Source organism: Salinibacterium sp. SWN139 (genome assembly GCF_015864625.1).
Taxonomy (GTDB): Bacteria; Actinomycetota; Actinomycetes; order Actinomycetales; family Microbacteriaceae; genus Rhodoglobus.
The window spans coordinates 547,184-560,093 of the sequence record NZ_JADYWV010000003.1; the positions used below are offsets into that span (position 1 = coordinate 547,184).

A 12,910-nucleotide genomic window follows, 5' to 3' on the forward strand; every position below is an offset into this window, starting at 1 on the left:
ACTCTGAAACACAGCAGCGGACACGTCGAATGAGGTGCGCCACAAGCGCACACCACGCGCCCTGTCGCGCCGCCTGAGAGGAATCAACGATGAAAGCCCTCTACAAGGACAAGGCCGGACCAGGCCTCATATTGGCCGAACGCCCCGAGCCCACCCCCCAGCGTGGCGAGGTGAAAATTAGGGTCGCTCGCACCGGAATTTGCGGCACTGACCTGCATATTGAGTCGTGGGATGCCTGGGCCGCCGGTGCCATCAAGGCTCCCCTGATTCCCGGCCACGAGTTCTCGGGTCACGTTGTTGAGCTGGGCGAAGGAGTGACGTCGGTCGAGGTCGGCGCCCTCGTTTCCGGCGAAGGCCACGTCGTCTGCGGGCACTGCCGCAACTGTCGCGCCGGCCGCCGCCACCTCTGCAAATTCACTTCAAGCATTGGTGTAAACCGCGATGGCGCTTTCGCCGAGTTCGTCGTGATTCCCGAACAGAACGTCTGGGCGCATCCGCTCGACATCGACCCCGAGCTCGCCGCCATCTTCGACCCGCTAGGCAATGCCGTTCACACGGCGCTGTCGTTCCCCATGGTGGGCGAAGACGTCTTGATCACTGGCGCCGGGCCGATCGGTCTCATGGCGGCGAAGGTCGCTCGCCACATCGGCGCTCGCCACATCGTGATGACCGACGTGAACGAAGAGCGTCTGCAGCTCGCGCGCGACATGGGCGTCGATCTCGCGATCAACGTCTCGACAACGCGCATTGCCGAAGCTCAAGAACAGCTCGGCATGAAAGAGGGCTTCGACATCGGGCTCGAAATGAGCGGTCACCCCACAGCGCTTCCCGAGATGATCGGCAACATGAATCAGGGCGGCCGCATCGCGATGCTCGGCCTGCCCGCCGAACCCATCGGCATCGACTGGGCCACCGTCGTGACCCACATGATCACCATCAAGGGCATCTACGGCCGCGAAATGTTCGAGACCTGGTACGCCATGAACGCCATGGTGCACACCGGTTTGGATGTCTCTGCCGTTGTCACCGACCGCTTCCCCGCCGAACAGTGGGAAGAAGCCTTCGCGACCGCCCGCCGCGGCAACAGCGGCAAGGTCATCATCGACTGGTCCTAGTCGACCACCCCGCTGAAGCCATCCCGGCCCGCCACCCCACAACTTTCAGGAGCACCGCATGTACGGAACAGTTCGCGACCAACTCACCACGACCCTCGATGAGATCCGCTCGGCCGGTCTCTACAAGACCGAGCGCCAGCTCGAGACCGCGCAATCGGCCCACGTGGAAGCGGGCGGCAAGCCCGTGCTCAACTTCTGCGCCAACAACTACCTCGGCTTGGCCAACCACCCGCGCCTCGTCGCCGCCGCCAAGAACGCCCTCGACGAGTGGGGTTTCGGCATGGCGAGCGTGCGCTTCATCTGCGGCACCCAGACCCAGCACGTTGAGCTCGAAAACCGGCTTTCGGCGCTGCTGAGCATGGAGGCGACCATCCTGTTCCCCTCCTGCTACGACGCGAACGGTGGCCTCTTCGAGGTGCTGCTGGGCGCCGAGGATGCCGTGATTTCGGATGAGCTGAACCATGCCTCGATCATTGACGGCATCCGCCTCTCGAAGGCCGCGCGCTACCGCTACAAGAATCGCGACATGGCCGACCTCGAAGCCCAGTTGATTGCCGCGAAGGATGCCCGCCGCCGCCTCATCGTCACCGACGGTGTCTTCTCGATGGACGGCTACCTCGCCCCGCTCGAAGCGATCTGCGACCTGGCCGAACAGTACGACGCGATGGTCATGGTCGACGACTCGCACGCTGTCGGGTTCGTCGGCGAGACCGGAGCCGGAACGCCCGAGCACTGCGGCGTCTCCGACCGCGTCGACATCATCTCGGGCACGCTCGGCAAAGCCCTGGGCGGAGCATCCGGCGGCTACATCAGCGCCCACTCCGAGATTGTGGAACTGCTGCGCCAGCGTGCGCGCCCGTACCTGTTCTCGAACGCCGTTGCACCCTCGGTGGTTGCCGGCTCAATCGAAGCCCTCAACCTCGTGGCCGAAGGGGCCGAGAGCCGGGCTCAGTTGAAGGAGAATGCGGAGCAATTCCGCAGCGGGATGGCCGAGGCCGGGTTCACGCTACTGCCGGGCGAGCATCCGATCATTCCGGTCATGTTTGCCGACGAGCACGAAGCAGGGGCCATGGCGGATGCCCTGCTCACGCTCGGCGTCTACGTGATCGCGTTCTCGTTCCCGGTCGTGCCGTTGGGCAAAGCTCGTATTCGCGTACAGTTGTCGGCTGGACACTCAAGCGAGGACATCAGCCGCTGCGTTGAGGCTTTTGTGGCCGCCCGAGAGTCGATCGCCGCATAGGAGCGCACATGGAAATTACGGTCCCCGAAGGCCGCATCGTTACTGGATCGCTCACCGAAGACGAGCGAATTCTCAGTGGCGTGCTTCGCCATGTGCGTGAGGCTGCTCGCGACTCCAACTTTCTGCTTCCCGGCGAGCTCAAGCTTGCCGAGTGGTTGAACTGCAGTCGCCCGCAGGTTCGGGTGGCGCTTGCGCAGTTGGAGCGCCAGGGGATTGTGATTCGCAGTCAGGGAGCCGCCACCGTCGTCGACCCGGTTGCGCTGCGATTGAGTGCTCGCTTCGAGGCGAGTGTCTCGTACGGCGAGGTACTCGCGCGCATGGGTTACACGCCTTCCGTCGAGATCTTGACGGCCGAAACGATTGAGCTACCCGCCGATCTCGCTCCCCTGCTGTCGCCGCTCAGCACCAACTGTGCCGTGAAGATCGTGCTGCGCTGGTACGCCGACGACCAGGCCGCGATGGTCGCCGAGTACACGATCCCGTTGCCCGCTGGCGAGCACGACCCGATCAACCCCACCGCCCCGGTCTACGAGTCGGCCAAGAACCTCTGGGGCGAAGGCATCGCGTGGGAAATCGTGACCGCCGGTGTTGCCCTGCTCGACGACAAGTACGCCGACCTGCTGCAGCTCGATAAGGGCACCGAAGCCAAAATGTGGGAGACCATCGGCGTCACCCTCAGCGGCGAGCGCATCTTCTACGCCCTCGAACACCACCACCCCACCCTCGTCATGTACTCCTTCGTGCGCACCATGCGAGCGCCGTGGAGTGCGATCCCCGGGCACTAGCTCGATGCGTGAGTCGCAGCCCGCGGCGGTCGGATGCTGATCTTCTGAGTTTCGGAATTTTGCGGTAGTGGCACCCTGTTGGCATAGACATGAGAGCAATTGTTTACACCGAGACCGGCGACCCCTCCGTACTTCAGCTAGTCGAGAGGCCGGTGACTGAACCCGGGCCCGACGAAGTGCGCGTGCGCATTGTGGTCAGCGGGGTGAACCCCACCGACTGGAAGTCACGCCGCGGTGCGGCATCCGTTCAGGCCTTGCCGTTTGACGAGGTTGTTCCCGGGCAAGACGGTGCCGGCATCGTGGAAGCGATCGGCTCTGACGTTCACCATGTTGCCGTCGGTGACCGCGTGTGGCTGGCGATGGCGGCCTACCAGCGGTCGAATAGCGGCTCGAGCCAGGAGCAGGCCGTTATCCCGGCCGAACGCGTGTTCGCGTTGCCCGCGAGCGCAAGTTTCGATCAGGGTGCGAGCTTGGGCGTTCCGGCGGTCACGGCTTACCGCGCCCTCACGGTTGCCGAAGACGGGCCAGACGAACTGCATCCGACCGCTCTCAACGGCAAGGTCGTACTCGTTGCCGGTGGAGCTGGTGCCGTGGGTCATGCCGCCATTCAGCTTGCGCGCTGGGCCGGCGCGACCGTCATCACGACCGTGAGCGGGCCAGCGAAAGCAGCCCTCGCCACCGCGGCTGGTGCCCACCATGTGCTCACCTACACCGACGCCGACATCGTGGAGCAGATTCGCACGATTGCTCCCGAGGGTGTCGACCAGATTGTTGAGGTGGCCCCTTCCCAGAACGCGGACCTCAACCTCGCGGTCATCCGCAACCGAGGTTCGATCTCTATCTACGCCAACAACAGCCCCGAGCTGACTCTCGATGTGCGCCGCCACATCACGCTCAACGTGCGCTACCAATTCGTGCTGCTCTACACCGTCGGCATCGACGTGATTCGTGCCGCGGGCGCAGCGATCAACATCGCTCTTGAGGATGGTGCGCTCGGCGTCGGCGAAGAGACCGGCCTGCCGTTGCACCGTTTCTCGCTCGAGCAGACCGCGGATGCTCACGCTCTCGTTGAGAGCGGAGCCGTCGGCAAGGTGCTGATCGACGTTACGGCCGCGTGATGCTCGCCGGGCTGTAGTCGAGAATCTGGAAGCGACCACAATCGACCGTGGTTGAGGGCAGGTTTTCGGCCGCAGGCGGCAACGTGAAAGGCGCGCTCTGATCATCAACGATCAGAAAAGAAACGGCCGACGGGGCGAAGTCTGCTCGATCCACCAACCATTCGTAATCGTGGAGTGCGAAATCGGTTTGGATGATCTGGGCTGGGTCATTCAGGTGAGCCTTGACTGCTCGCGCACTCCAGAACTGGCCCGCTCCGATTGCGTCGGATTCGTTCACCCAGTCGACGGCACACTGAAGAGACGGATCGGTCGCCGTTGCCCGCTCGACCGCTGCCGGAAGCGCAAAGGCAGTCAGTACGCCACCGAGAAACGCCGGAAGCGCGGCCAGAGCCAACAGCCGACGCCACGGAACAGCGGCGAGTTTCGGCGGCCGAGCATCCGCCACCAAAACGACCAGGGCGAGTGCCGGCGCAAATGCCCACAGTTGCAAGTAGCGCACTGCGTCGGTTCCCAGAAGGATGAACCCGATCGTCGTCACCAACGGAGCAAACCATGAATAGGCAGCCACTACCGCAGAGCCGATTGCTCCCCGATGCAGCGAACGAACGGTCAGCCACGCGCCGAGCAGGGTCAGCACCAACACCACGACAACGGCCAGAACCCCCGTCGGCGTTGCGAGCCGCTCGCTGACGATGGACCAGTAGTACGCGAATAAGCCCCGAGAGCGCCCCGGTTTGAGGTAGTTGTCTGGATTTGCCACAATCCACGGGGCGAGGGGAATTCTCAGAAGGTACCCCAGAACCGAGCCGGCTCCCAGCGCCGCGATCAGCCGGGTTTGGGAACGCCCCCACGCTGCACCCGACCCGGTCACCACCACGACCAGAATCAGCGGTGCCGTTGCCCACGCAAGGTAGAGAGGGTTAGAAAAGACCGACACCGTTGCGACAGCGCACAGCGCGAACACCAGCGCGTACTGCGGCAGACTGCTACCCACAATTCGGCGGGCGATGCCGACCGAGAGTAACGCTCCGAGAACTGTTGCCGAGTAGTAGGTTGTCGTCGCTAACAACGACGCAAGTTGCGGACTATTCGCGTCGCCACCACTCTCCAGCACCGCGAGAGCACACACCGCCACAAACCCCGAGGTTGCCGCGAGCGCCGCCCGGTTGTCCGTTGCGACGGTGACGGCAGCCGCCCGAAAAACGAAGTAGAGCCCTACAAAGTTCAGCACAGCCGCTACAAACTGTGCCTGCTGGATGCCTAAGCCAACCGCCGCGAGCGCCAAAAAGACGAGCGTCTCCGGCACAAACAGCACCGCCGACATCGCCCAATTACTCGCCGTTCCTTCAAGGAGTGAGCGCGATAACAACGGCACAATCATGGAGTCGCCATCGAGAAACATCAGCTCGGCTCTGCCTGCGGGGCCGGCGAGCTGCGTCACCACACCCAGCGCTAAGCCCAGCGCACCCAAAAACCACAGGGACTCAAGCAGTAAGCGACGCCGCCGGCGCACGCTGTGCATGCGAGAGCGAGTTGCGACTGCAACAGCACTCATTCCACCCTGCTCTCTTTCCACCTGCTCTGGCGATAAGCAGAATCTAACACCGGCAATCGCCGCAGTCCCGTAAGCAACAACCGTGAGCGAGACGAGCATCCGCCACGAGCGAACACGCTGGTGGCCTGCCCTCGGGTGCTGTTGCATAAAGCCATGCGACACATACTCATTCTTGGCGGGACCGGATGGCTCGGCCGCGCGATCGCGCAGGCGGCGTTGCGCGGTGGTGCGAGCGTGACCTGCCTGGCACGAGGAGAATCGGGAACGGTTCCCGCCGGGGCTGCTCTCGTTCGCGCCGACCGCACTCAGCCCGGCGCCTACGACGGAGTACGTCGTGACTGGGATGACGTGATTGAGATTTCGCGCGACCCCGCACAGGTGGAGTCGGCACTGCAGGCGCTAGCCCAGCACGCAGCACATTGGACGTTCGTGTCGACCGTCTCAGTGTACGAACGCAATGACGAACCCGGTGCCGACGAGGCGGCAGCGCTGGTGGCCCCGGTGGATCTCGCGGACTATGGGCAAGCCAAAGTCACCGCGGAGCTCGCGAGTGCTCGCCACATCGGCGAGAAGCTGCTGATTGCCCGCCCCGGACTCATCGTGGGGCCTGGCGACCCGTCAGATCGTTTCGGTTACTGGCCCGCCCGACTTATGCGCGGAGGCCACGTGCTCACCCCCACCCTCGCCGACCGGTTTGTACAAGGGATCGACGTCGCCGACCTCGCCGAATGGATTGTTCGCGCCGGCCTCGCGGGCGCCACCGGCGCCATTAACGCGGTCGGCGATTCTCACCCGCTCGCCGAGTTTCTTCGCCTTACCGCGGAGACAACCGAGTTCAACGGTCACCTCGACGAGCGCGAAGATGCGTGGTTGTTAGCGAGAGACGTTGATTACTGGGCCGGACCACGATCGCTTCCACTCTGGATACCCGCCAGCGACTCTGGGTTTTTGCGACGAAACAACGACCGCTACCGAGCTGCCGGCGGCACGCTTCGCCCCCTTCGGGACACCATCCGGCGCGTTACAGATGATGAAATCGCCCGCGGCATCGACCGTGCACGACGATCTGGGCTCACGCCCGCTGACGAAGCCCACGCCCTCGCTGACGACTGACGGGGACTGGCAGCTGAATAACCGACTTAAGGCGCGGGGTGCTCGACGCCGGGTAGAGTCCAGATAGCGCAGGTGCGGGCGGCCGCCGAGAGCGTGAGCCCGGCGGCGGAGGTTGCCAGAATCGCCTCGCCGGAGAGGAACGCGGGGGTCGCGGCATCCGCCCCACTTGCAGCGTGCCCGGAAGCAGCCCCGTCGGAAGCGGTCGTCGCCGCCAACTCGACGCCGAGCGCATTGGCAGGCAACGTCACCGTCAGTGGCGAGCGCGCCACCACAACGAGAACGGTGGCGTCGGCATCCTCGCGCACGAAGACGAGCGCGTCATCCGCAATGTGCAGCCAGCGCAGACCGCCGTGCGACAGCGTGGGCAGTTCGCGTCGCAGCGCGATCAGCTGGCGATACACGTCGAGCGTGGGCGCCACGGCGGGGTCAGTTTCGGTTCCCCACGGGATGGGCGTGCGCGACATTTCGCCGTCGTCACCGCTGAGGCCGAACTCGTCGCCCGCGAAGACGACGGGCACTCCCGGCAGCGTCACCGAGAGAGCGAGCGCGAGCGGAACGTTCTCGGCGGGCGCGTGCGTGCTGAACCGCGCGGTGTCATGAGTGTCAAGGGGGTTCATGTTGCCGAGTCGGATGCGCCACGGAATGCTCGCCGTGAACCGTACCGTCATCTCGGCAAAGTCGCGGGCGCTGTAGTTCGGGATGCCACCGAGGGGTTGCCCGAAGAACCACGCCTCCGGATCGATCGAGCCATCCGCGGTGACGTGGGAGGTGTCGCCGGGTTCCGTGAGCCAGCCCCACACCGGCCGCGTGAACGACGGATACGTCATCGCGCCGTGCCAAGCATCACCCTGCAGATCGCTGGCGGCATCATTCGTCGATTCGGCCAGCAGCACGGTATCCGGATTCACAGATTCCATCGTGCGACGCGTGATTTGCCGAACTTCCTCGTTGAGGTCCTCGGCACCCATCCGGCCGGTCATGTTCGCGACATCCACGCGCCAACCGTCGAAGTTGTAGGGCTCCTTGAGCCAGTGGGCAACCACCGAATCGTCGCCCTCGATGAAGCGGCGACGCAGCTCGGCCGAGTTCCAGTTGAACTTGGGCAGGCTTGGCGTGCCCAACCAGCCGACGTACTCGGTGTGCTCGTCATTCGTGAAGTAGTAGAAGTCACCCTCGGGCGCCTCGGGTTTTCCGAGCGCGGCCTGGAACCATTCGTGCGCGTCACCGGAGTGGTTCGTCGTGAGGTCGCCGATGACCTTGAGGCCGCGAGCGTGGGCCTCCCGCACCAAACGGATCAGCGCTTCGCGCCCGCCCAACAGCTCATCGACATCCACGAAGCTCGACGCGTCGTAGCGATGGTTCGAGCGCGCCGGAAAGATCGGCGTCAAATACAGCATCGTGACGCCGAGCGCGGTCAGGTGGTCGAGGTGCTCGGTGATGCCGTCGAGGTCTCCCCCGTAAAACTGCTTCGAGCGGCCGGGCAGCACCGGGTCGACCGGCTCATCCCAGCGCGCGGCGATGGCCCACTCGGGCTTGGCATGAGAGTCGGCGGCGGATGATCGGGCAAAGCGATCAGGGAACACCTGGTACATCACCGTCTCCGCCAACCACTCCGGGGCAGCCGGAGTCGCGAGCAGCGCAAAGTCTTCGGCGTCGAGCGTTTCGAGCGAGTGCAGTCCGCTCTGGTTGAGCCACTCGATGCGGCCAGCCTTGCCGTGGCCCGGCGGCGCGGCGGTGCCGTCAGCGGCCGCACCGTGCGCGGCAGCACGGCCAGCGGCCGCCTCGTGCACGAGCAGCCACCGATAGCCATGCCGCGGGTTCTCGACAACCACTTCGGCCTGCCACCAGTCCCAGCCGGCGGCAGTTCCGGTGAGGCGAGCATCCGTCCAGCGTGGTTCGTGATCCGGATTCTCGCGCACCCGCACAGCCTTCAGCGGCCCGTAGCCGACCGGCACGCGAAGACGCAGCGTGACCGTATCGCCGAGCGCGGGCGTCTGCGTAGAGACGTGCAGCGCTGAGCCGTCGTGGTGCGGGAGGAGGGCATCCATTACTTCACGCTTCCTGCGGTCAGCCCGCCGACGATGTATTTCTGCAGGAACAAGAACAGAGTCATCACGGGGATGGCGGCGAGCACAGCGCCGGCCGCGAAGATGCTCCAGTTGCGCGAGAACTCTTGAGAGACGAATTGGTAGAGACCCACCGCGAGGGTCTGCTTGTCGGGGTCGATGAGCACGATGCTCGCGATCACGAACTCGCTCGTCGTGCCCACGAACGACAGCAGGCCAACGACAGCCAAGATCGGGGCAACGAGGCGCAGGATGATCGTGAAGAAGATACGTGCATGACCCGCACCATCGATCTTCGCCGCTTCATCGATGGAGGACGGAACCGTGTTGAAGAACCCGTACATCAGGTAGGTATTCACTCCGAGCGCGCCACCGAGGTAGACCATGATGAGCCCGATCTGGCTGTTGAGCCCGATCGCCGGGAAGATTTCGGAGATTCCCGAGAGCAACAAGAAGATGGCGACGACAGCGAGCAACTGCGGAAACATCTGCACGAGCAGCAGCGTGAGCAGCCCCACCCGGCGACCGATGAACCTCATACGCGAAAAGGCATATGCCGCGAGGGCGCCGAGGAAGACGGTACCGAGCGACGAGATACCGCCGATCAGTAGAGTGTTGCCAAACCACGCAGCGTACGGCTGCTGCGGTCGATTGAAGAGATCGACGTAGCTTTCAAAGCTGAAGTTCGAGAAGAGCGAGTTGGCGGTCACGAGGGTGCCGCCGGGGTTCAGCGACGCACTAAACACGTAGAGCAGCGGGAACGCGGCGAAGATCGACATGGCGATCCCGACGAGGTGACGCCAGCCGGTTTCGCGGAAATAGCGCTTGAAAGTCCGCTTCGGGTGCCCGACGGCAACGTCCGAGCGCATCGCGGCATCCGGGTTCTGCTTCTGAGTTGTTGCAGTCATCTCAGTTCAACTCCTCAAGCGATTTCGTGCGACGGAAACTGATGATGGCGATACCCGCCACCAGAATGAAGATGATGATCGCGAACGCGCTCGCGAGGCCGTAATCGCGGTTGGCTCCCACGAAGGCGACCTTGTAGACCATCGAAATTAGGATGTCCGTCGCGCCCACATTCACCCCCGCGGATACGTCGCGCGGCCCACCATTGGTGAGCATGTAGATGAGGTTGAAGTTGTTGAAGTTGAACGCAAACGACGAGATCAACAGCGGTGCAACGGAGACCAACAACAGGGGCAGCTTCACGAATCTAAAGATGGCCCACGGCTTCGCGCCATCCACTGTCGCAGCTTCGGTGAGCTCTTCAGGGATGGCCTGCAGCGCCCCCGTCGTCACCAGGAACATGTACGGAAACCCGAGCCAGAGATTCACGAACAGTATTGAGCCTTTGGCCAGCCACTCGTTCGTGAGCCACGGCACTTCGGCTCCGCCCAGCAGCACCACATTGATGAAGCCGAACTCTTGGTTCATCATTCCGGCCCACACCAGTGCCGACAAGAAGCTAGGGAACGCGTACGGCAAGATCATGATGATCCGGTAATACTTGCGGCTCTTCATCCGCTTGTCATTGAACACAATCGCCAAGAACAGTCCGAGTGCGAAGGTCGTGAATACCGAGAGGAACGCGAACGCGAAGGTCCACACGGTCACGCTAATCAGTGGACCACGGATGGAGTCCTCAGTGAACGCTCGAACGAAGTTGTCGAGCCCGACCTCAATTTTCCATCCCGGCAGCAGCTCTTGGCCGGCATCCGAGGTGAAGGCACCGGTGCCGATATCGGAGTACACGGTGCCGGAGTTCGTATCGCGCATCGTGCCCGCGGCTTCGTCGTACTCAAGCGACGAGGTGTAGAGGAAGGCGCTCGACCCGTCGGGGGTGCGCAGCATGCCGTCGTTGGGATCGTCGGTCAGTGGGACGCTGATGGCGGCGATCTCGGTCTGCTTGCCGAGGATGTCTTGGAAGCCCAGACTCGTATACCCGTCGAGGCCAACCGCGACGCCTCCCTCAAGCTGGGCGTTGTGCACCTCTTTGAGCGGCCGTTCGTTGCCACCGATGCTCACACTGCCGTCGGGTTCGGTGACGAGGAAGGAGATTTCGCCCAGTTGCTCGAGCACCGTCAGACGGTAGTTTGGCGAATCGGCGACGCGGTTCTGCGATGACAGCAGTAGCGAATTGACCGCATCCGCTTTCGTGGAATTGTGGCCGGTGCCATAGTTCGTGAACGCGATGTAGCCCGAGTACAGCAGCACAAAGATTTGGAAGATCGCGAGAAAGATCAGGCCCGGCGCGAGGTACTTGGCGGGCAGCTTGCCGCGGGAGAAGTAGATCCAGTTGACGAGCAGCGTGACCGCAACGACGAGTCCAGCCACGAGCCACGATTCGCTGCGCACGAGCACAAACAGCGCGTAGATCGCGATCGCGTCGACGACACCGAGACCCAGGATCTTGACGGACACAAGTTTCCAGCCACCGGAGGCGGCATCCGCAATTCTGGTCGCACGTTTCGCGCGGGCAGACTGCCGGATTGGGCCGGGATCAGTCTCGGGGGGTGTCGTCACGGGGATTCTCCATTGAAGGCGTGCAGGTCAGTCGAGCGGTGCGAACCGGGACTGCGTTCTGAGAAGGCAGTCCCGGCTCGGTGGTGCTGCAAGGAAGTGGCCGCCCGCGTGCAGACGGGCGGCCACCGTGAGCTATCCGGCGATAGCGGTTTCGATGTCGCCTGACATCTTCTGCCAGAGCGACGTTGCGTCGCCACCGTTGATGATGGCGGCTTCGGTGACACCCCAGAACTCCCAGACAGCTCCCATGGCGGGGATCGAGGGCATGGGCACTGCGTTCTCACCGACGGCACCGAACCCGGCAACGATCGGGTCGGCGCTTGCTGCTTCGAAGGATGCCGTGAGCGCTGGTGCGCGTCCGCCCACTTCGAACAGTGCGGTTTGAACTTCTTCGCTGCCCATGTAGTTGACGATGAACTCGTTCGCGGCGAGCGCATTCTCGCTCTTAGAACTGACGAAGAAGCCCTGCACTCCCACGAATGGTTGTGCGGTTTCGCCACCGGCAGAGGGGATCGGGTCGATCGCCACGTCGATGCCTGCTTCGACGGCGGCGGGCACGTTCCACGGTCCGGTCAGGTAGAAGGGCGATTCTCCGGCGATGAACTTTTCCTTGGCGAGGTCGCCAGTGATGTTGGTGTTGAGTACGCCTGCAGCGCCCTGTTCACCGAGCCAGGCCGCGAACTTGTCGCCACCCGCGTTGCCGATTTCGAGGGCGTCGGCGTCGTAGCTTCCGTCAGCGGCGGTGCCGAAGACGGGCGCACCGAACGAGGTCTGGAAGGGGTACAGGTGGTACGGGTCGGCCGCTTCAGGGTCGAGCCCCACCAAGAACGGGTATTCGGTTCCGGCAGCTTCGCCCATGGTGACCATCTCGTCGAAAGTCGCGGGGGTGCTGGGCGCGAGGGCCGTGTTGCGCACGAGAGCGATGTTTTCGATCGAGTAAGGAACGCCGTAGACCTGGCCTTCGTAGCTCATGGCGGTGATTCCGACGTCTTGGAAGGCATCCGCCTTGTCTCCGAGTTCGACGGGAGCAACGACACCGTTGGTCACGAAGGTTCCGAGCCAGTCGTGGGCGCCGATGACAACGTCGGGACCCTTCCCGGTGGGCACTTGGGCGATGAACTGGTCGCGAATGTCACCGAATTCTTTTTGTACAAGCTTGACCTCGACACCGGTCTCGGCAGTGAAGTCTGCTGCGGCGTCTTTGAGCACGGCTGCGCGATCGGCGTCGACCCACACGGTGAGTGCTTCGCCGGTTCCGGCGCTGTTATCTGCTGTGTCGGATGCTGCTGTGCATCCGGTCAGTACTAGCGATGCAGTAACTGTGAGTGCGCCTACGGCCCACAGTCCTTTGTTGTTCACCCTCATTGGTGCTGCCTTTCGTCAGTGAAAGCATTG

The 12,910-nt window shown here is 63.5% G+C and carries 10 protein-coding genes; 5 read left to right on the forward strand and 5 right to left on the reverse strand.

The annotated features are described in order from the left end of the window. Positions 1 to 89: 89 nt before the first annotated feature. The 4 genes from tdh (at position 90) to I6E74_RS12535 (ending at position 4,258) form a co-directional block, all read left to right on the forward strand. Positions 90 to 1,115 carry an L-threonine 3-dehydrogenase gene (tdh, locus tag I6E74_RS12520; RefSeq protein ID WP_197126143.1) on the forward strand — a complete coding sequence of 342 codons (1,026 nt, stop codon included), beginning with the start codon at positions 90 to 92 and terminating at the stop codon, positions 1,113 to 1,115. Between the two features lie 58 nt (positions 1,116 to 1,173). Next, positions 1,174 to 2,355: a glycine C-acetyltransferase gene (locus I6E74_RS12525; protein WP_197126145.1), complete on the forward strand. Its 1,182-nt coding sequence runs from the start codon at positions 1,174 to 1,176 to the stop codon at positions 2,353 to 2,355. Positions 2,356 to 2,363: 8 nt separating this feature from the next. After that, positions 2,364 to 3,140, forward strand: coding sequence for a GntR family transcriptional regulator (locus I6E74_RS12530; protein ID WP_197126147.1), 777 nt, complete (start codon positions 2,364 to 2,366; stop codon positions 3,138 to 3,140). 89 nt (positions 3,141 to 3,229) lie between these two features. Continuing rightward, complete coding sequence (locus tag I6E74_RS12535) at positions 3,230 to 4,258, forward strand: NADPH:quinone reductase (protein ID WP_197126150.1); 1,029 nt, start codon at positions 3,230 to 3,232, stop codon at positions 4,256 to 4,258. Here I6E74_RS12535 and I6E74_RS12540 read toward each other — a convergent pair. Further along, positions 4,245 to 5,813: a hypothetical protein gene (locus tag I6E74_RS12540; RefSeq protein ID WP_231604998.1), complete on the reverse strand. Its 1,569-nt coding sequence runs from the start codon at positions 5,811 to 5,813 to the stop codon at positions 4,245 to 4,247. The genes I6E74_RS12535 and I6E74_RS12540 overlap by 14 nt on opposite strands. A 153-nt stretch (positions 5,814 to 5,966) precedes the next feature. On the opposite strand from I6E74_RS12540, the gene I6E74_RS12545 reads away from it, so the two are divergent. After that, entirely contained in the window at positions 5,967 to 6,926 is a 960-nt protein-coding gene (locus I6E74_RS12545; RefSeq protein ID WP_197126152.1) for an NAD-dependent epimerase/dehydratase family protein, read from the forward strand. A gap of 26 nt (positions 6,927 to 6,952) precedes the next feature. Here the strand turns inward: I6E74_RS12545 and I6E74_RS12550 are convergent, their stop codons facing one another. The 4 genes from I6E74_RS12550 to I6E74_RS12565 all read right to left on the reverse strand — a co-directional run bounded on the left by I6E74_RS12550 (position 6,953) and on the right by I6E74_RS12565 (position 12,880). Next, the gene (locus tag I6E74_RS12550) at positions 6,953 to 8,974 is read right to left on the reverse strand and encodes a glycoside hydrolase family 13 protein (protein ID WP_197126154.1); all 2,022 of its coding nucleotides are present in this window, start codon (positions 8,972 to 8,974) and stop codon (positions 6,953 to 6,955) included. Then, positions 8,974 to 9,861: a sugar ABC transporter permease gene (locus I6E74_RS12555; RefSeq protein WP_231601568.1), complete on the reverse strand. Its 888-nt coding sequence runs from the start codon at positions 9,859 to 9,861 to the stop codon at positions 8,974 to 8,976. Before I6E74_RS12555 ends, I6E74_RS12550 begins: the two co-directional genes overlap by 1 nt. Positions 9,862 to 9,901: 40 nt before the next feature. Then, complete coding sequence (locus tag I6E74_RS12560) at positions 9,902 to 11,515, reverse strand: ABC transporter permease subunit (RefSeq protein ID WP_197126157.1); 1,614 nt, start codon at positions 11,513 to 11,515, stop codon at positions 9,902 to 9,904. 132 nt (positions 11,516 to 11,647) lie between these two features. Next, positions 11,648 to 12,880 (reverse strand): maltose ABC transporter substrate-binding protein, encoded by a 1,233-nt coding sequence (locus I6E74_RS12565; protein WP_197126159.1) that lies wholly within the window; start codon positions 12,878 to 12,880, stop codon positions 11,648 to 11,650. Positions 12,881 to 12,910: the final 30 nt, after the last annotated feature.